Origin of the sequence: Albibacillus kandeliae, from assembly GCF_003116585.1 — a bacterium.
Lineage (GTDB): Bacteria > Pseudomonadota > Alphaproteobacteria > Rhodobacterales > Rhodobacteraceae > Albibacillus > Albibacillus kandeliae.
Window position 1 is genome coordinate 417,961 of record NZ_QEHM01000004.1, and the last position, 18,647, is coordinate 436,607.

Genomic DNA, 18,647 nt, shown 5'->3' on the forward strand with positions numbered 1-18,647 from the left:
CACCCTACCCGTTTCGCAGCATCCGCGCTGCGAGGGCGGGCGACAGCCGCTGAATGATCCTCAGCAGGCGCGTGTTGCCGACCCAGATATCTCCCCTCTCCTGCCTTTCGATCCCGGCGATGACGGCCTGCGCGGCCTGATCGGCGCTCAGCTTGCCGCGGCCCCGGCCGGTGGTCATCTCGGTATCGACCAGCGCCATCACGATCTCGCCCACGCGCAGGTTGGGCGCCCTGTCCTCGGCCTGATAGCGCAGGGCGGTGGTGAAGGAGCGCAGACCGGCCTTGGTGGCGCAGTAGACCGGGGCCGATGCCTTGGGGGTGAGGGCAAGGCCGGAGGTGACGTTGAGCAGGATCGCCTCGGGACGCGACGCGAGGTGCGGGGCCAGCGCGGCGGAGAGGTGGAGCGGCGCCGCGAGGTTGATGGCGATTTCGCGGTCGATATCGCAGGCGGGGTCGCAAGGGGTGTCGAGGTAGCTGGCCTGAAGCTGGATACCGGCGTTGTTGATCAGCCCGTCGATGGGGACGAGGTCGCCTATTAGCTGCGCGATCAGGGATTGTCGGGCGGCCATGTCGGCAAGGTCACAGGAGACCGGGACGATCCGGTCGCCCGCAAGTGCTGAGGGGTCGCGGGCTACGGCGAGGACAGTCGCCCCACGCCCTGCCAGTTGCTCGGTCAGCGCCCGCCCGATCCCGCGCGAGGCGCCGGTGACGACGATACGCTTGCCCTCAAGCCGCATCGCGTGCCGCCTCGTAGGCGCGGAAGCCGTCCTCGTAGGCGGGCACGATCTCGACCATGCGGAAGTAGCCCCGGGCGATCAGGTCTGAATCGCGCAGCAGTTCGATGGCGAAGTAGTAGTCCTGCGGCGAGTCCGCCTCGATCATCGCGACATCGCTGATCCGGGCGTGGAAGGCCTCGGCATCGAAGTAGCGGCAGGAGAGGCCGGGCCGGGCAAAGGCATCGGCCATTGCCGGGTCGGCGATTTGCGACCGCTCCTCGCGCGAAAGGGCCAGCCAGGCGGGCGTCGCTTCGAGCAGGAGAAAGACGGTGAGTTTCATCGGTGGTGCCCCTTGTTGCATCCTTGCCGAAAAGATGTGAGCATTCGCTCACATTCTCAACTCGCATTGCGGCGGAGCGGCGGGACGGCATGAACCAGCCAAGAAAACAGGCGCGGCAGGCCAGGTCGCGGGCGACGCAGGAGGCCATCCTCGAGGCCACCGCTCGCATTCTGGAGAGCGAGGGGCGCGACGCGCTGACCACCAATGGAATCGCGCGGCGCGCGGGGGTGAGCATCGGCTCGCTCTACCAGTACTACCCGCACAAGGAGGCGATCCTTGCCACGCTGATGCGGATCAAGCGGGCGGAACTGCTGGAGCTGATGCGGGAAGCGCTGGCCGGATCGGGTGACCTGCCGGTGGAGCAGGCGGTGGGCCAGATGGTGAAGGCGGGGATGATCCACCAGTTCAGCCGCCCGAGGCTGGCGCTGGAGCTGGAGTATGTCGAACCGCAGCTTGGGCTGATGCAGGAGACGGCGGATCTGGCCGAGGAGATGGCCGGTGTGGTGCTGGAAATGCTGCGCCAGCGCTTTCCGGCGACGGGCCTTGCCGAGGCGCGCGACGTCATTGCGATCTGCAAGGGAATGATCAATGCCGAGGCTCTGGCGGGTGCACCGGGAGGAGAACAATTGCAGCTCAGGTGCACGCGCGCCGTGCTTGGGTACCTCCGCGAGTGCTCAAACGCCCCTCGACAAGCGAAATGACGCTTGATCTGCACGGAATCCGGCCTTTCGCCGCACGCAAGCGGCGCATATAAGTGGCCTCGCCCGCGCCCCCTGGGATGAGTCGCGGGCCAATCGGCAGTTCATACAGGATCACTCATTCATGGGTATTTTCGACTCGTTAGGCGGCATCTTCACGGCAGACATGGCGATCGACCTCGGTACGGCGAACACGCTTGTCTACGTCAAGGGACGCGGCGTGATCCTGTCCGAGCCTTCCGTGGTCGCCTACCACATCAAGGACGGCGTCAAGAAGGTTCTGGCCGTGGGCGAGGACGCCAAGCTGATGCTCGGCCGGACGCCCGGCTCGATCCAGGCCATCCGCCCGATGCGCGAGGGCGTGATCGCCGACTTCGACACCGCCGAGGAGATGATCAAGCACTTCATCCGCAAGGTGCACAAGCGCTCGACGTTCTCGAAACCCAAGATCATCGTCTGCGTCCCGCATGGCGCGACCCCGGTTGAAAAGCGCGCGATCCGCCAGTCGGTTCTGAGCGCAGGCGCTCGCCGCGCCGGGCTGATCGCCGAGCCGATCGCGGCTGCCATCGGGGCCGGGATGCCGATCACCGACCCGACCGGCAACATGGTCGTCGACATCGGCGGCGGCACCACCGAAGTGGCCGTGCTGTCGCTGGGCGACATCGTTTACGCGCGCTCGGTCCGCGTTGGTGGCGACCGCATGGACGAGGCGATCATCAGCTACCTGCGCCGCCAGCAGAACCTGCTGGTCGGGGAATCGACGGCAGAGCGCATCAAGACCTCCATCGGGACCGCCCGCATGCCCGACGACGGGCGCGGCACCTCGATGCAGATCCGTGGCCGCGACCTGCTGAACGGCGTGCCGAAGGAAATCGAGATCAGCCAGGCGCAGGTCGCCGAGGCGCTGGCCGAACCGGTGCAGCAGATCTGCGAGGCCGTGATGGCCGCGCTGGAAGCCACGCCGCCCGATCTGGCCGCAGACATCGTCGACCGCGGCGTCATGCTGACCGGCGGTGGTGCCCTTCTGGGCGACCTCGACCTGGCCCTGCGCGAGCAGACCGGCCTGGCCGTGTCGATTGCCGACGAGAGCCTCAACTGCGTGGCGCTCGGCACCGGCAAGGCGCTGGAATACGAAAAGCAGCTGCGCCACGCGATCGACTACGACAGCTGACCCTGCGAGAGCCCGCCCTGCGGCGCGGCTCTCTCAGAACTCCAGGTTCTTGTCCCAGTCCTTGTGGTGCAGATAGCGCCACCCCTTGCCCCTGTCCGCGAACCAGATCGTTCGGTTGATCTGCGAGTCGAGCGGCCAGGTGTATTCGCGGATCCGCACGCCCGCCGCGATTTCTTCGGCGGTAAAGAACTCCGGCAGATCGGTCCGGAACTCGACCATCTCCGGGCGCAGGTCGAATTCCTCGTGTTCGCGCGCGGCACCGAAACGGTCCAGCGCCTCGTCGAGCGACAGCTCCTTGAGAGCTTCTTCTTTCATCGAAACAGTCAACTTGTTCTCCATCAATGTCTGGGCCTGCACCGGCAGCGGGGCCAGCGCGAGCAGTACGGGCAACAGCGGCGCACCTAGGCGCATCAGCTTACGCTCTTCACGGTAAAGGTGGTGTCCTTGATCATCTTGTTCAGTTCCATGATGAGGTGATCGGCGTGGCGCTTTTGCAGCTGGTTGCCAATGTTCATCATGCTCTTCTTTTCTTCGTGGAAAGGACTGGATGCCTTGTATTCATCGCCATGACCCGCCGGACCATGTTTTGAGTTGCCGACGGCATGGCCGAATTCATGGGCAAAGGGCGATTGCTTGTCCTTCTTCTTGCCAGTGCCCTGCAGGTCGCGCAGCTTGGTATCCTCCGAATCGAGGGTGATCTTCTGGCCGTTCCAGTCCACCGAGCTGGTGGGCGACTTGCTGCCCTTGGGGACCTTGGTCACGGTCACTTTCCAGTGTCCGCCCGAGGTGACCTTCTTGATGTCGAAGTTCACGTTGAAGACGACATCGGCGTAGGCGCGGGCAAAGTCGGACTTGCCCGCGCAGGTGATCTTGAACTTGCCGCTCCAGCGCGCCCAGATCGACTTGTCCGCGGCATTGTGGAAGTCCGTCTTCTCCTTGCTGGTCCATTTGCTGACGCCGGACTTCTCGACGAAGGTGTATTCCCATTTCTGCTGGACGAAGATCAGCGCCTTGTCGGCGTCGACCGAAATGGACATGCGCGGCATGTCCTTGCTGTGCTTGCCCTCGACCGTGGCGGGGCACGGCGGGATGGTGATCTTGTCGCCGGGCTCTATGCGGTTGGGATCGGGGCGCAGTTTGCGGAACTTGGCGTTCTCGGCGGCCTCGTAGATGTCTTTCCACTTGGCGATGCTGTACTTGCGGGCGATCTTGCCCAGGGTCTCGCCCTTCTTGACGGTATGCACGGTTGGCATCGAACAAATAACCTCTTCTAACAATGCAGCGGACGGCGCCGCCGCGTGACTCGAAAAATGCCGACTCCGGAGCCGCGCGAGGCGGAGGGGGCAGGAATTTCCCCCGGCATCCGGACCCGTCCCGAAAAATCTCCGCGCGGGCGCGGCAGGACGGCGATCAAATTATATGCAGAGCTCTTCGTGGCACAATGCGGATCAACTTCCGTCACGGAATTGCGCGGGGATCCGCCACTTCGTGATCGCCCCTTTCCCTTGTTCTCGGCGCCGATTTGCGGCATCTGTCAGGGGCAGGCGAATGGTCTGGCTTTGCCCATCGCACCTTCCGACGAGACCCGTATTGGCCAAGGATAGATCACAGCGGGACGACTATACCGGCCCCCTGCGGCGTATGCTGCTGGCGGTGCTGTGCCTATGCCTTGTCGGCATCTTCCTTGTCTGGCGGATCGACAGCCCGAGGGTCGAACGGTTCCGCGCACAGGTGGTCGACAAGGTCGTTCCGAACATGGAATGGGCGCTGGCGCCGGTGACCGGGGCGATCAACCTGATCCGCGATTTCCAGAGCTATCGCCGCCTGAGCGAACAGAACCAGGAACTGCGCAGCGAGCTGCGCCGGATGCAGGCGTGGAAGGAAGCCGCACTGCAGCTGGAGCAGGAGAACGCCCGCCTGCTGGATCTGAACAACGTGCGGCTCGACCCGCGCCTGACCTACATCACCGGCGTCGTCATGGCGGACTCGGGCTCGCCCTTCCGCCAGTCGGTGCTGCTGAACGTCGGGGCGCGTGACGGGATCATGGACGGCTGGGCCGCGATGGACGGCATCGGGCTCGTCGGGCGGATCTCGGGCACCGGCGAGACGACGGCGCGGGTGATCCTGCTGACCGACGCGGCCAGTTCGATCCCGGCGACGATCCAGCCCTCGGGCCAACGCGCGATGATCAAGGGCGACAATACCGCGGCCCCGCTCATCGACTTTCTCGAGAACCCCGACCTTGTGCGCCCGGGCGACCGCGTTGTCAGCTCCGGCGATGGCGGGGTGTTTCCGGCCGGCCTGCTGATCGGTCAGGTCGCCGCCGCGCCCTCGGGCCGCCTGCGGGTCCGGCTGGCCGCCGACTACGAGCGGCTGGAGTTCCTGCGGGTGCTGCGCCACCACGGCACCGAGTCGCTGCGCGATCCGGGCGGCCTCGTGCTGCCGGATGGGTCGACCGAGAGCAGCGAGGGCGTCGAGGACCCGGAAACCACCGCGGCAAAGGCGCCCGCAGATGGCTGACCGCGTCACCCCCCACGTCTGGACCATGCGCTTCGTCTACTTCGCGCTGGCGGCGGTGATCATCTTCTTTCACCTGATCCCGCTCGACACCGTGCCGCGCCGCTGGGCGCCGCCCGACCTGCTGATGGCCTTTACCTTTGCCTGGGTGCTGCGGCGCCCCGACTACGCGCCGCCGCTCTGCGTCGCGCTGGTGATGCTGATGGCCGACCTGATGTTCCAGCGCCCGCCCGGCTTGCAGGCGGTGCTGGTGCTGCTGGGCAGCGAGTACCTGAAGTACCGCACCAACGGGCTGAGCGACGCGAGCTTCGTCGGCGAGTGGACCGCGGTCTGCATCGTGGTGATCGGGATCATCCTGATCGACCGGCTGGTGCTGGCGATCCTGCTGGTCCCGGCCCCGACGCTCGGGATCAGCCTGATCCAGATGGTCCTGACGATGCTGACCTACCCGCTGGTGGTGCTGGTGTCGCAACTGCTGCTGGGCGTGCGCAGGCTCGCCCCCAGTGACGCCGTGGCGATGGGAGGCCGCGCATGAAGAAACCGAACAGCAAGGATCAGGCCTCTTCGTATCGCAAGCTGACGCGCCGGGCGCTGGTGGTCGGGGGGCTCCAGCTGGGCTTTGCCGGGCTGCTGGGGCTGCGGATGCGCTACATGCAGGTCGAGCAGGCCGACCAGTTCCGCCTGCTGGCCGAGGAAAACCGGATCAACATCCGGCTGATCGCCCCGTCGCGCGGCGAACTCTTCGACCGCAACGGCGTACCGCTGGCGCGCAACGCGCCGAGCTATCGCGTGGTGGTGGTCCGCGAGGACGCGGGCGATGTGGACGAGGTCATCAACCACCTGGGCCAGCTGATCCGGCTCGATCCCGGCGAGACCGAGCAGGCGCTGGCCGAGATCAAGCGCAGCGCGCCCTTCCTGCCCGTCACCCTGGCCGACCGTGTCAGCTGGGAGGACGTGAGCCGCGTTGCGGTCAACGCCCCTGCCCTGCCCGGGATCAGCCCCGAGGTCGGCCTGACGCGGGTCTATCCCCACGGCCCCGACCTTGCCCATGTGATCGGCTACGTGGGCCCGGTCAGCGACTACGACCTGCAGAAGATCGAGGATCCGGAACCTGTCCTGCGCATTCCCCGGTTCCAGATCGGCAAGGTCGGTCTGGAGGCGCGGCAGGAAGAGCTGCTGCGCGGCAAGGCCGGGGCCAAGCGGGTCGAGGTCAACGCCACGGGCCGCGTGATGCGCGAGCTGGACCGCCGCGAGGGCCAGCCCGGCGCCGACCTGCAGCTGACCGTGGACATCGGGCTGCAGAGCTACGTGCAGGCCCGGCTGGGCGACGAGAGCGCCGCGGCGGTGGTGATCGACTGCGAGAACGGCGACCTGCGGGCCATCGTCTCTTCGCCGAGCTTCGACCCCAACCTCTTCGTCCGGGGCATCTCGGTCGCCGACTACCGCAGCCTGACCGAGGACAAGCACCGCCCGCTGGCCAACAAGTCGGTGCAGGGCGCCTATCCGCCCGGCTCGACCTTCAAGATGGTCACCGCCCTTGCCGCGCTCGAGGCGGGCGTGATCTCGAACAACGACACCGTCTGGTGCCCGGGCTACCTTGAGGTCTCGGGCCGCCGGTTCCACTGCTGGAAGCACGGCGGGCACGGTCACGTGGACCTGATCAACTCGCTGAAGCAGAGCTGCGACGTCTACTACTACGACGTGGCGATGCAGGTGGGGATCGACAAGATCTCGGACATGGCGAAGACGCTTGGCATCGGGGTGCGCCACGAGCTGCCGATGTCGGCCGTCGCCCGTGGCCTTGCGCCGAACCGTGCCTGGAAGCAGGAGAACTACAACAAGACCTGGCTGATCGGCGATACCGCCAACGCGGCCATCGGCCAGGGCTATGTGCTGGCCTCGCCGCTGCAACTGGCGGTGATGACCGCGCGCATCGCCACCGGACGCTCGGTCACCCCGCGGCTGGTGAAGTCGATCGACGGCATCGAGCAGCCGAGCGGCGCGGGCGAACCGATGGGGATCAACGAGAACCACCTGCGGCAGGTGCGCAAGGGCATGTTCGCGGTCAGCAACGACCGGCGCGGCACCGGCTACCGCTCGCGCATTGCCGAGGACACCATGCAGATGGCCGGCAAATCGGGCACCAGCCAGGTGCGCAACATCACCAAGGCCGAACGCGCCGCCGGTGTGATCAGCAACAACGACCTGCCGTGGGAGCGGCGCGACCACGCGCTGTTCGTGGGCTTCGCCCCCGCCGACCGTCCGAAATACGCGGTCGCCGTGGTGGTCGAACACGGCGGCGGCGGCTCCTCGGCGGCGGCGCCGATCCTGCGCGACGTGCTGCTGCAGGCGCTCTATGATGGCACCCCGCCCCTGGAGGCCTATCCCAGTTCGGACCGCGAGCGCATCCGCGAGCAGCAGGAAAAGCTGCAGCAGGAGCGCATCGACCGTGAGAACCAGCGCAAGACGAGCGACCGGGCATGAGCTATCTCGAGTATAACGTCCAGTCTACCCCGACTGGCCCAAGGAAGATCCTCTACCTGAACTGGCCGCTGGCGCTGCTGCTCTGCACCGTCGCCTGCGTCGGGTTCCTCCAGCTCTACTCGGTCGCCGGCGGCTCGCTCTATCCCTGGGCCGAACCGCAGATGAAGCGTTTTGCGCTCGGCCTCACCGCCATGATGATGGTCGCCATGGTGCCGATCTGGTTCTGGCGCAACATGTCGGTGGTCGCCTACCTGCTCTCGGTCATCCTGCTGATCGGGGTGGAACTGATGGGCATCGAGGGCAAGGGCGCGCAGCGCTGGATCGACCTCGGGGTCATCCGCCTGCAACCTTCGGAGCTGATGAAGATCACCCTGATCATGCTGCTGGCGGCCTATTACGACTGGTTGCCCGCGCGCCGCACCTCGCATCCCTTCTGGGTGCTGGTGCCGGTGATGATCATCCTGTTTCCCACCTACCTCGTGCTGCGTCAGCCCGACCTCGGCACCTCGATCCTGCTGTTGGCGGCGGGGGGCGGCATGATGTTCCTCGCAGGGGTGCACTGGGCCTATTTCGCGGCCGTCATCGCCTCGGGCGTGGGCCTCGTGAGCGCGGTGTTCGAGAGCCGGGGAACCGACTGGCAGCTGATCAAGGACTACCAGTTCCGCCGCATCGACACCTTCCTCGACCCGGCCTCGGACCCGCTGGGCGCGGGCTATCACATCACCCAGTCCAAGATCGCGCTGGGGTCGGGAGGATGGACCGGGAGGGGCTTCATGCAGGGAACGCAGTCGCGGCTGAACTTCCTGCCCGAGAAACACACCGACTTCATCTTCACCACGCTGGCCGAGGAATTCGGCTTTATCGGCGGCATCTCCCTGCTGGCGCTCTACGTGCTGATCATCGTGTTCTGCATCCACACCGCGTTGGCCACCCGCGACCGCTATTCCTCGCTGATCACCCTCGGGGTGGCGATCACCTTCTTCCTGTTCTTCTCGGTGAACATGTCGATGGTGATGGGCCTTGCCCCCGTGGTCGGGGTGCCGCTGCCGATGGTCAGCTACGGGGGGTCGGCCATGCTGGTGCTGATGGTGGCCTTCGGTCTGGTCCAGAGCGCCCATATCCACCGCCCGCGCGGCCGCAGACGATAGGAAGACCATGACCGCAAGAGTTCTCTATGCCGGCGCGCCCGCGCGCTGGGACGAATATCGCCCCGCCCTTGCGCGGGCGCTGGAACAGGCGGGCGTCGATTGCGTGCTGGGCGACGATCTGCCCGCAGATGAGGTCGACTACATCGTCTATGCCCCGAACGGCCCGGTCAGCGATTTCACCCCCTTCACCCGCCTGAAGGCGGTGCTGAGCCTCTGGGCCGGGGTCGACACGGTGGCCGGGAACCGGACCCTCACGGTGCCGCTCGCCCGCATGGTCGACCACGGGCTGACCCGCGGGATGATCGAATGGGTCACCGGCCACACGCTGCGCCACCACCTCGGGATGGACCGCTACATCCACGGCCTCGGCGGCGACTGGCAGCCCGCCTATCCGCCGCTCGCCGAGGAACGCGGCGTGACCGTCCTCGGCCTCGGCGCCCTGGGCCGCGCCTGCGCCGAGACGCTGGCCGGACTCGGCTTCCGGGTGACCGGATGGAGCCGCAGCGCCAAGACCATCCCCGGTCTCACCTGCCTGCATGGCGAGGCGGGCCTGGCCGAGGCCCTCGCCAGCGCCGAGATCCTCGTGCTGCTGCTGCCGAACACACCCGAAACCGAGAACACCCTGAACGCGACAACGCTGGCCCAGCTGCCCGAGGGCGCGGTGATCCTCAACCCGGGCCGCGGCCGGCTGATCGACGACGAGGCACTGCTGGCCGCGCTGGATTCGGGTCATGTGGGCCACGCCACGCTCGACACCTTCCGGGTCGAGCCCCTGCCCCGCGCGCATCGCTACTGGTCACACCCGCGGGTCACGGTGACCCCGCACGTCGCCGCCGAGACCCGGCTCAGGACTTCGAGCGAGGTCATCGCCGAGAACGTCCGCCGCGCCGAGGCGGGCGAGCCGCTGCTGCACCTCGTCGACCGCAGCGCGGGCTACTGACGCGGCCGGGGGCGCTGCCCCCGTCGCCTGACGGCGACTCCCCCGGGATACTTGGACCCCGAAGAAGCCATTTCTTTGGGTCCGCAAATATCCCCGCCGGAGGCTTGCGCCGCAGGCGCAATCAGGCTGCGAGGCCGCGGCCCTTGAGCAGCGCCTCGACCCCCGGCAGACGGCCACGGAAGGCGATGTAGAGCTCTGCCGCGTCCCGCGAGCCGCCGGTCGAGAGTATGTTCTCCTCCAGCGCCCTGGCGCGCGCGGGGTCGAAGGCGTCGCCTGCCTCTTCGAAGGCCTCGAAGGCGTCGGCGTCCATCACCTCGGACCACATGTAGCTGTAGTAGCCGGAGGAATAGCCATCGCCCGAGAAGACATGGGCGAAGTGCGGGGTGGCGTGGCGCATGCCGATGGCGTGGGGCATGCCGAGACCCGACAGGATCTCCTGCTGCGTCGCCATCGGGTCGGTCGGCGCGGGGCCGTCGTGGAATTCGAGGTCGACGAGCGCCGAGGCCACGTATTCCACCGTGGCGAAGCCCTGGTCGAAGTTCGCCGCCTCCAGCACCTTGTCCAGCATGGCCTGCGGCATCGCCTCGCCGGTGTCGACATGGGTGGCGAATTCCTTCAGCACCGCCGGGACCTCCAGCCAGTGCTCGTAGAGCTGGCTCGGCAGTTCGACGAAATCGCGCGCGACGGAGGTGCCCGAGATGCTCTCGTAGGTCACGTCGGACAGCATCTGGTGCAGCGCGTGGCCGAACTCGTGGAACAGGGTGCGCGCGTCGTCGTAGGAGAGCAGCGCGGGCTTGCCCTTGGCGAAGTTGCATACGTTGATCACCACCGGCGCCTGTGCGACCGGGAACTTCGCCTGGCTGCGCATGGCCGAGCACCATGCGCCGGAGCGTTTCGAGCCCCGGGCGAAGTAGTCTCCGATGAAGACCGCCACGTGCTCGCCGTTCCGGGTTACCTCCCAGGCGCGGCAGTCGGGATGGTAGAGCGCCACGTCGAGCGGCCGGAATTCGAGCCCGAACAGCCGGTTGGCGCAGGCGAAGGCCGCCTCGATCATGCGGTCGAGCTGGAGGTAGGGTTTCAGGGTCGCCTCGTCGAGGTCGTGCTCGGCCTTGCGGCGCTTCTCGGCGTAGTAGCGCCAGTCCCAGGGCTCGAGCGGGCCGTTGACGCCCTCCGCCTGCATCATCCCGGTCAGCACGGCACCGTCGGCCTCGGCGCGGGCCTTGGCCGGTTCCCAGACCGCCGTCAGCAGGTCGCGCACGTGCTCCGGGGTCTTGGCCATCTCGGTTTCGAGCTTGAACTCGGCGAAGTTGGCATAGCCGAGCAGCTGCGCCCGTTCCTCGCGCAGGCGCAGGATTTCGGCCGCGATCTCGCGGTTGTCGGTCTTGCCGCCGTTGGCGCCCCGGGCGGCCCAGGCGATGTAAGCCTTTTCGCGCAGGTCGCGGCGCGGCGAGAACTGCAGGAAGGGGGTGATCAGCGAGCGCGAGAGCGTCACCACCGGACCCTCGGTGCCCTTCTCCTCGCCCGCAGCGCGGGCCGCGTCGACGACGAAGGCGGGCAGCCCCTCGAGATCGTCCTCGGCGAGGTCCATGAACCACTCGCGTTCATCCGCGAGCAGGTTCTGGGTGAACTCCGTGCCCAGCGTGGCGAGGCGCGATTTGATCTCCTTCATCCGGGCATCCTGTGCGCCGTCAAGCGCCGCGCCGGAGCGGACGAAGTTGCGATGGGTCAGCATCAGCACCCGCGCTTGCTCATCGGTGAGGCCCAGCGTGTCGCGCCGCTCCCACAGGTCGGCGAGGCGGTGAAACAGGGCCTTGTTGCTGGAGATGGCCGAGAAATGCGCGGCGAGCCGGGGCGAGAAGGCGCGCTGCAGCTCTTCGCGCTTGGGGTTGCTGTCGGCGCCCGCCACGGTGAAGAAGACCGAGAGCACCTTGTCGAGCGCGCCCCCGGCGGCTTCCAGCGCCTCGACGGTATTGGCGAAGGTCGGCGTCTCGGGGTTGGCGGCGATCGTGGCGATCTCGGCGTCATGGGCCGCCAGCGCCTCGTCAAGCGCCGGGGCGAAATCCTCGTCCGAGATGCTGTCGAAGGGCGCGATGTCGAAGGGCGTGGCCCAGGTGGCCAGAATCGGATTGGTCATGGAGGTCTCCTTTGTCGGGAAACCTATGGTCCCCGTGCGGGGTTTTCCAGCCTCAGGCCGGGTGCAGACCACCGCAGACCGGGCAATCGGCACGCGGTTTCAGCGTGATCCTGCGGGTTTCGCCGTAAAGCGCATCGTAGATCAGCAGCTCGCCGCGCAGCACGGCCCCGGCCCCGGTGATCAGCTTGACCGCCTCTACCGCCATCATCGAGCCGACGACGCCGGGCAGCGGCCCCACCACGCCCGCCACCGCGCAGGAGGGCGCGAGCCCCGGCGCCGGGGCCTCGGGAAAGATGCACTTGTAGCAGGGACCGCCACGGGCCGGGTCGAACAGGCTCACCTGCCCCTCCCACTGCGACAGCGCGCCCGAGATCAGCGGCTTGCCCAGCGCCACGGCGGTGCGGTTGGCGAGGTAGCGGGTCTCGAAATTGTCGGTGCCGTCCAGCACGACATCGTAGTCGGCGAAGAGGTCGGCGGCGATGTCTTCGCTCAGGCGGCGGTTGTAGGGGCGCACCGTCACGTGCGGGTTCTGTGCCAGCATCGCGGCCTCGGCCGAGAAGACCTTGGGCTTGCCGATATCGGCGTCGCGGTGGATGACCTGTCGCTGGAGGTTGGCGTTGTCGACGACATCTTCGTCGATCACGCCGATGGTGCCGACGCCTGCCGCCGCGAGGTATTGCAGGACCGGCGCGCCCAGCCCACCGGCACCGATCACCAGCACCTTGGCCTGCTTGAGCTTCTTCTGGCCCGGTCCGCCGATTTCCCGCAGCACGATGTGGCGCGCGTAGCGGTCGAGTTCGGTCTCGGTGAAGCTGCCGCCCGGCTGTGGCGCTGCCCCGGTGGTCGCGCCCGGCTCTGCCGCCTGCGCCCGCCGCCGCAGCGCGCGGATCACCGAGGCGTAGCCCAGTGCCAGAACGGCGAAACCGCCGATCAGCAGCCAGAGCGCTGCCGAGCCCCCTGTCGCCTCGCGCAGGGGGTGCCCGTCGGGTAGCGCCAGTTGCACGAGCAGCACGGCGGCGAACAGCAGGGCGACCATCAGGAGGCGTGGACCGCGCGGCGTTCCGAGGGCCCAGCCGAGCCCCCAGAGCAGCGCCGCGAGGGCCAGGACCAGAAGCATCAGCCGCGCCCGGTCGAGCCGAAGCCGCCGGCGCCGCGCGCGGTGTCGCCAAGGCTGTCGACGAGGTCGAAGGCCGCGCGCAGTACCGGTGCGACGACCATCTGCGCGATGCGCTCGCCGTGGGTGACGGTGAAGGGCGCGTCGCCCGCGTTCATCACGATAACGCCCAGCGGACCGCGATAGTCGCAGTCGATGGTGCCGGGGCTGTTCGGCAGGGTGATGCCATGTTTCAGCGCAAGGCCCGAGCGCGGGCGGATCTGGACCTCGTAGCCCTCGGGGATTTCCAGCCGGAGGCCTGTCGGGACCAGCGCGCGCTGGCCGGGGGAGAGCACGATCTCGCCCCGGTCGGGCAGGTTGGCGCGCAGGTCGGCGCCCGCCGCGCCGGCGGTTTCGTAGGACGGCAGGGGAACCGAGGCATCGGCATCGGCATCACGGGTCACGCGGATCAGGACCAAGGGCCACTCCTCAGCATCTTTTCTCTCCAAATACTCACGACGCGACGGCAGCCGCGATGCGCGCCGCCAGCCGGGTCGCGACCTCGGCCTTGCCCATGCGCGGCCATTCCTCGGCGCCTTCGTCCGATATCAGCACCACGGCGTTCTCACTGCCGCCCATGATACCGGTGGCGGGGCTGACATCGTTGGCCACGATCCAGTCGCAGCCCTTGCGGGCGCGCTTGGCGGTGGCGTGGGCGATGACGTCGTCGGTCTCGGCGGCAAAGCCCACCACCAGCGGCGGGCGGCCCCCGGTCATCTGCGACACGCGGGCAAGGATGTCGGGGTTCTCGGCGAACTCCAGATTGGGCATGCCGTCGCGGGTTTTCTTCAGCTTGCGGTCCGAGGCGGAGGCGACGCGCCAGTCGGCCACGGCGGCGGCAAAGACGGCGGCGTCGCAGGGCAGCGCGGCATCGACGGCCTCTGACATCTCCCGGGCCGTTTCCACCCGCACGACCTCGACGCCCGAGGGTGGCGGGACAGAGGCCGGGCCGGTGACGAAGACGACATGCGCGCCGAGATCGCGCAGCGCCGCCGCCAGCGCGGTGCCCTGCGCCCCGGAGGAGCGGTTGGCGATGTAGCGGACCGGGTCGATGGGTTCGTGGGTCGGGCCCGAGGTGACCAGCACCCGGCGGCCCTTGAGCGGCCCGTCGGCGAGCTTTGCCTCGATCGCGGCGACGATCTCCAGCGGCTCGGACATGCGGCCCGGGCCGAATTCGCCACAGGCCATGCCGCCCTCGTTGGGTCCGATCACGCCGACGCCGTCGGCGACCAGTTGTGCGAGGTTGCGCCGGGTCGCGGGGTGGTCCCACATGCGGACATTCATCGCGGGCGCGATCAGCACCGGCGTGTCGGTCGCCAGCAGCAGGGTGGAGGCGAGGTCGTTGGCGAGCCCGTTGGCCATCTTGGCCATCATGTCGGCGGTGGCCGGGGCGACGACGATCAGGTCGGCCGAGCGCGAGAGCTGGATGTGACCCATCTCGGATTCTTCGGTGAGGTCGAAGAGGTCGCGGTAGACCTTCTGCCCCGCCAGCGCCGAAACCGTCAGCGGGGTGACGAATTCCTCGCCCGCGCGGGTCAGGACAGGCGTGACAGAGGCGCCGCGATCCTGCAGGCGACGGATCAGGTCCGGCACCTTGAAAGCCGCGATCCCGCCACCGATGATCAGAAGAATTCTTTTGTTGGCCAGCATGATCCGCGCCCGTCGTTCCTACCCCTCACGACAATAGGGATGGCTCACCGGTAGTTCCAGAGCCCAATTGGCGGCGCGGCGCCTAGCGGAACGCGGCGCAGGGGTCGCCCCGGTCGACCGCCGGGCCGGGCAGGACCGTGTCGAAGGCCCCTTCGATGGCGCCGTCCTCGTCCTGACCGACGGCCAGAACGTCGACCGAGGGGCGGACGCGCGCGAGGACAGAGGGCACGCCCCAGTCGGACCGGACGTGACCGTTGCCGGTGATCACCACCACCGGGCCGCCGGTTTCGTCGAGCGCGCGGAGGGCGGCACGGGCCAGCGTTGCGTCGCGCAGGCGTTGCAGGTCCACCATGCCAGGCAGGAGATCCTCGGGAAGGGCGTCGCAATGGGCCGCCATCTGAAGGGCCTCGCGCTCGGCCTGTTGGCCGGGCGGCAGTGGCGTGGTCAGGCCGTAGGCGGCGGCCTCGTCTCCGAAGCTCGCGACGATGCCGGTCTTGAGGGCCTCCCGGGCGGCCTCGCGGGGCACGCCTGCGCCGTAGATGATCGCCGAGGGGGCCGCCGCGAAGATCGGGAAGTAGAGCGCGAAATCGGGCCAGCCGCTCTCGGCCCAGCCGAGCGCCTGCGCCAGCGTGGCGGGATCGTTGCGGTTGTCGTCGGTCACGCGCGCCGCCTGCCGGGCCGTCAGCATCTCGAAGACCAGCGCCCGGGGCGCGATCTGGGCGACCGCGCGCGCCTGCACGGCGTGGTGGGCCGGATTGTCGTGGGATTCTCCCAGCAGCACGATGTCATGGGAGGTGTCGAAGGAGATCGCGGGCGTTTCGGCCAGGGCCGCGCCCACGCTCAGCAGGAGGGAGCAGCAGAACCGAAAGAGTATCCTCATCCGAGGAACTCAAACACCTCGTCGCTCTGCGCCGCAAGGCTCTTGCGCATTTTCTGGAAGGCGGCCGCCTCAAGCTGGCGGACCCGTTCCTTGGAGAGACCGAGCTCGGTTCCGAGGCTTTCGAGGGTGCGCGGCACCGATTGCAGCTTGCGTTCGCGCACGATGAAGCGTTCGCGCTCGTTCAGCGTGCCCAGCGCACTGACCAGCCAGTCGCGCAGCTGTGCGTTGTCGTGACGCTCGCCCACCACCTCGGCGGCCTGCGCGCTGTCGTCTTCCAGCACGTCGATCCACTCGCGCCCTTCCTCGTCGGCGGACTGGACAGCGTTCAGCGAGAAGTCGGACCCCGAAAGACGGCCCTCCATCATCTCGACGTCATGCAGCGGCACGCCGATCTCGGTCGAGATCAGCTGGTGCAATTCCTGACGGCCAAGCACCTCGCCGCGACCGGCGGCCTCGCGCTCGAGCCGGGCCTGCACGCGGCGCATGTTGAAGAACAGGGATTTCTGCGAAGAGGTCGACCCGGTGCGCACCATGGACCAGTTGCGCATCACGAAGTCCTGAATCGACGCCTTGATCCACCAGACGGCATAGGTGGAGAAGCGCACGCCACGGTCGGGGTCGAACTTGTCGGCGGCCTTCATCAGGCCGAGCCCGGCCTCCTGGATCAGGTCGTTCATGGGGGCGCCGTAGCGGCGGTACTTGGACGCCATCGAGATCGCGAGACGCATGTACGCATTGATCAGCCGGTGCAGCGCCTGCTCGTTCCGATCGTCGCGCCAGGCATAGGCAAGGCGCAGCTCGGTGTCCGCATCGAGCAGTTCAGCTTTCATCGCGTGACGTGAAAGCGTGCGTTCTGGGGTCGTGTCCAATGGCATCTACAATATCCCTGACCTTGCCGGCGCCTTGTGAACGGAGCTTTCTTTTTCTACGCATGATAACTGAGATTGGTTCCATCCGAGGTCAAAAAAAGTTGTTGTCAGATACTTGTCTCGTGCTCGGGGGCGCCGCCTCGGGCAAGTCCGCCTTTGCGGAAAACCTTGTCGAAAGGCAGGATGCGCCCCTTGTCTACATCGCCAGTGCGCAGGCCTGGGATGCCGAGATGCGCGCCAAGATCGACACCCACGTGGCCCGGCGCGGCCCGCGCTGGCGCACGGTGGAGGCACCGCTGGATGCCGCCGCCGAACTGGCCCGGCTGGTGCCCGGCGAGATCTGCCTGTTCGACTGCGCCACCATGTGGCTGAGCAACCACCTGCTGGCCGAGAATGACCTCGAGGCCGAGCAGGCGCGCCTGCTGGCCGCGATCCGCGACTGCGCCGCGCGACTGGTCATCGTGTCGAACGAGGTCGGCTTTGGCATCGTCCCCGACAATGCGCTGGCCCGCCGGTTCCGCGAGGCGCAGGGACGGCTGAACATCGTGCTGGCCCGCGAGGCCGGGCTGGTGGTGCAGGTGATTGCCGGGCTGCCCCAGGTCCTGAAGGGAGAATTGCCATGACCCGTCTTCACCTTGTGCGCCACGGGCCGACCCATATCCGCGGCATGGTCGGCTGGTCCGATCCGCCCGCCGACCTGAGCGACGTGGAGGCCATCGCGCGCCTCTCGGCCCACCTCCCGCCCGAGGCGCTGGTGATCTCGTCCGACCTGTCCCGCGCCAGCGCCACCGCCGACGCGATTCAGGGAACCCGCCGCCGCCTGCCGCACCGCGCCGCGCTGCGCGAGATCAACTTCGGCACATGGGAAATGCGCCCCTACAAGGAGATCGAGGCCGAGGACCCGGAGCGCGCCCGCGCCTACTGGGATCAGCCGGGCGAGGTCCGCCCGCCCGAGGGCGAAAGCTGGAACGAGGTCTGCGCCCGCATCGACGGGGCCGTCGACGCCCTGATCGCGGAACACGACGGCGCGGATCTGGTGATCGTCGCCCATTTCGGCGTGATCCTCTCGCAGGTTCAGCGCGCACTGGGAGTCGCGCCGAACGACGCCTTCGGCTATCGCATCGACAACCTTTCGGTCACCGAGATCCAGCGCCTGCCCGAGGGCTGGAACCTGGGGCGGATCAATCACCTGCCGTGATGGAGGCGCGCACATAACTGCGTTTTACCGCGCGCCGAGGTCGTGGCTAATCTCTGCCCATGACATATGACCTCTTCCTCGGCGATCGCATGTATTCGAGCTGGTCCCTGCGCGGCTGGCTGATGTTCGACGCCTTCGACATCCCCGTGACGCCACGGTTCGTCGGTCTCTACACCGGCACCATGGCCGATGATCTTGCACCCCTCGCGCCCGCGCGGCTGGTGCCTGCCCTGCGCACGCCCGAGGGCACCGTGATCGGCGAGAGCCTCGCCATCGCCGAAACCCTGGGCGAGCGTCATCCCGACGCCGGTCTCTGGCCTGCCGACCCGGCGGGGCGGGCCACCGCGCGCTGGCTCTGCGCCGAGATGGTCGCAGGCTTCCGCGAGTTGCGCGGCAATTGCCCGATGCAGTTCCAGCGCCGCTACCAGGGCTTTGTCCCCTCAGAGGGCGTGCTGGCCGACCTCGACCGGATCGAGACGCTCTGGGCCCACGCCCGCGCGATCTCGGGCAGCGCCGAGGGCTGGCTGTTCGGCGCCTACTCGCTGGCCGACGTGTTCTACACCCCGGTCGCGGCCCGGATCATCGGCTATGGCCTGCCGGTCAGCGCCGGGGCCGGGGCCTATTGCGACGCCCTGCTGAACACCCCATCGGTCCGGGCGTGGCGGCGCGAGGCCGGCGCGGTGCATTACGACCCCGAGCCCTATGCCATCGACCTGCCGGGTGAGAGCTGGTCCGTTCCCGACTGAGCAC

Annotated in this window: 20 protein-coding genes; 10 read left to right on the top strand and 10 right to left on the bottom strand. The window is 67.8% G+C overall.

Going from position 1 to position 18,647, the window contains the following annotated elements:
• Window positions 1-4: 4 nt before the first annotated feature.
• Both DDT93_RS12740 and DDT93_RS12745 read right to left on the bottom strand, forming a co-directional pair.
• A complete protein-coding gene (locus DDT93_RS12740; RefSeq protein WP_109466221.1) occupies window positions 5-736 on the bottom strand; it encodes an SDR family oxidoreductase in 732 nt (243 codons plus the stop codon).
• Entirely contained in the window at window positions 726-1,055 is a 330-nt protein-coding gene (locus tag DDT93_RS12745) for a darcynin family protein (RefSeq protein WP_109466222.1), read from the bottom strand. Before DDT93_RS12745 ends, DDT93_RS12740 begins: the two co-directional genes overlap by 11 nt.
• Before the next feature lie 89 nt (window positions 1,056-1,144).
• Here DDT93_RS12745 and DDT93_RS27060 point away from each other — a divergent pair, with 89 nt between their 5' ends.
• Complete coding sequence (locus DDT93_RS27060) at window positions 1,145-1,756, top strand: TetR/AcrR family transcriptional regulator (RefSeq protein WP_109466223.1); 612 nt, start codon at window positions 1,145-1,147, stop codon at window positions 1,754-1,756.
• Window positions 1,757-1,877: 121 nt separating this feature from the next.
• Window positions 1,878-2,924 (top strand): rod shape-determining protein, encoded by a 1,047-nt coding sequence (locus DDT93_RS12755; protein ID WP_109466224.1) that lies wholly within the window; start codon window positions 1,878-1,880, stop codon window positions 2,922-2,924.
• 33 nt (window positions 2,925-2,957) lie between these two features.
• On the opposite strand, the gene DDT93_RS12760 is transcribed toward DDT93_RS12755, so the two are convergent.
• Both DDT93_RS12760 and DDT93_RS12765 read right to left on the bottom strand, forming a co-directional pair.
• Entirely contained in the window at window positions 2,958-3,335 is a 378-nt protein-coding gene (locus DDT93_RS12760) for a hypothetical protein (protein ID WP_109466225.1), read from the bottom strand.
• A complete protein-coding gene (locus DDT93_RS12765) occupies window positions 3,335-4,177 on the bottom strand; it encodes a LysM peptidoglycan-binding domain-containing protein (RefSeq protein WP_109466226.1) in 843 nt (280 codons plus the stop codon). Before DDT93_RS12765 ends, DDT93_RS12760 begins: the two co-directional genes overlap by 1 nt.
• A 337-nt stretch (window positions 4,178-4,514) precedes the next feature.
• Here DDT93_RS12765 and mreC point away from each other — a divergent pair, with 337 nt between their 5' ends.
• Genes mreC through DDT93_RS12790 form a run of 5 tightly spaced genes read left to right on the top strand, consistent with a single transcriptional unit; the run spans window position 4,515 to window position 10,013 of the window.
• On the top strand, window positions 4,515-5,444 hold the full coding sequence (gene mreC, locus DDT93_RS12770; RefSeq protein ID WP_109466227.1) for a rod shape-determining protein MreC: 930 nt from the start codon (window positions 4,515-4,517) through the stop codon (window positions 5,442-5,444).
• Complete coding sequence (locus tag DDT93_RS12775; RefSeq protein ID WP_109466228.1) at window positions 5,437-5,976, top strand: rod shape-determining protein MreD; 540 nt, start codon at window positions 5,437-5,439, stop codon at window positions 5,974-5,976. The genes mreC and DDT93_RS12775 overlap by 8 nt, the downstream gene beginning before the upstream one ends.
• Window positions 5,973-7,925 carry a penicillin-binding protein 2 gene (gene mrdA / locus DDT93_RS12780; protein WP_109466229.1) on the top strand — a complete coding sequence of 651 codons (1,953 nt, stop codon included), beginning with the start codon at window positions 5,973-5,975 and terminating at the stop codon, window positions 7,923-7,925. Before DDT93_RS12775 ends, mrdA begins: the two co-directional genes overlap by 4 nt.
• Window positions 7,922-9,073 (top strand): rod shape-determining protein RodA, encoded by a 1,152-nt coding sequence (rodA, locus tag DDT93_RS12785; RefSeq protein ID WP_109466230.1) that lies wholly within the window; start codon window positions 7,922-7,924, stop codon window positions 9,071-9,073. Before mrdA ends, rodA begins: the two co-directional genes overlap by 4 nt.
• A 7-nt stretch (window positions 9,074-9,080) precedes the next feature.
• Complete coding sequence (locus tag DDT93_RS12790; RefSeq protein WP_109466231.1) at window positions 9,081-10,013, top strand: 2-hydroxyacid dehydrogenase; 933 nt, start codon at window positions 9,081-9,083, stop codon at window positions 10,011-10,013.
• 121 nt (window positions 10,014-10,134) lie between these two features.
• Here the strand turns inward: DDT93_RS12790 and DDT93_RS12795 are convergent, their stop codons facing one another.
• From DDT93_RS12795 to DDT93_RS12820, 6 genes are all read right to left on the bottom strand, one after another.
• Window positions 10,135-12,147 carry a M3 family metallopeptidase gene (locus DDT93_RS12795; protein ID WP_109466232.1) on the bottom strand — a complete coding sequence of 671 codons (2,013 nt, stop codon included), beginning with the start codon at window positions 12,145-12,147 and terminating at the stop codon, window positions 10,135-10,137.
• A gap of 52 nt (window positions 12,148-12,199) precedes the next feature.
• Window positions 12,200-13,264: a HesA/MoeB/ThiF family protein gene (locus DDT93_RS12800; RefSeq protein ID WP_109466233.1), complete on the bottom strand. Its 1,065-nt coding sequence runs from the start codon at window positions 13,262-13,264 to the stop codon at window positions 12,200-12,202.
• On the bottom strand, window positions 13,264-13,719 hold the full coding sequence (gene dut / locus DDT93_RS12805) for a dUTP diphosphatase (protein ID WP_109466234.1): 456 nt from the start codon (window positions 13,717-13,719) through the stop codon (window positions 13,264-13,266). Before dut ends, DDT93_RS12800 begins: the two co-directional genes overlap by 1 nt.
• Window positions 13,720-13,753: 34 nt before the next feature.
• The gene (gene coaBC, locus DDT93_RS12810) at window positions 13,754-14,950 is read right to left on the bottom strand and encodes a bifunctional phosphopantothenoylcysteine decarboxylase/phosphopantothenate--cysteine ligase CoaBC (RefSeq protein WP_109466235.1); all 1,197 of its coding nucleotides are present in this window, start codon (window positions 14,948-14,950) and stop codon (window positions 13,754-13,756) included.
• 82 nt (window positions 14,951-15,032) lie between these two features.
• The gene (locus tag DDT93_RS12815) at window positions 15,033-15,830 is read right to left on the bottom strand and encodes a ChaN family lipoprotein (RefSeq protein WP_109466236.1); all 798 of its coding nucleotides are present in this window, start codon (window positions 15,828-15,830) and stop codon (window positions 15,033-15,035) included.
• Window positions 15,827-16,705, bottom strand: a complete 879-nt coding sequence (locus tag DDT93_RS12820; RefSeq protein ID WP_109466237.1) for an RNA polymerase factor sigma-32 — start codon at window positions 16,703-16,705, stop codon at window positions 15,827-15,829. The genes DDT93_RS12815 and DDT93_RS12820 overlap by 4 nt, the downstream gene beginning before the upstream one ends.
• Before the next feature lie 95 nt (window positions 16,706-16,800).
• Between DDT93_RS12820 and cobU the strand changes: the two genes are divergently transcribed.
• From cobU to DDT93_RS12835, 3 genes are read left to right on the top strand one after another with little or no spacing between them, the layout of a single operon-like run.
• Entirely contained in the window at window positions 16,801-17,322 is a 522-nt protein-coding gene (gene cobU, locus DDT93_RS12825) for a bifunctional adenosylcobinamide kinase/adenosylcobinamide-phosphate guanylyltransferase (RefSeq protein ID WP_408607930.1), read from the top strand.
• Window positions 17,319-17,897, top strand: a complete 579-nt coding sequence (locus tag DDT93_RS12830) for a histidine phosphatase family protein (protein WP_109466239.1) — start codon at window positions 17,319-17,321, stop codon at window positions 17,895-17,897. The genes cobU and DDT93_RS12830 overlap by 4 nt, the downstream gene beginning before the upstream one ends.
• A 59-nt stretch (window positions 17,898-17,956) precedes the next feature.
• A complete protein-coding gene (locus DDT93_RS12835; protein ID WP_109466240.1) occupies window positions 17,957-18,643 on the top strand; it encodes a glutathione S-transferase in 687 nt (228 codons plus the stop codon).
• Window positions 18,644-18,647: the final 4 nt, after the last annotated feature.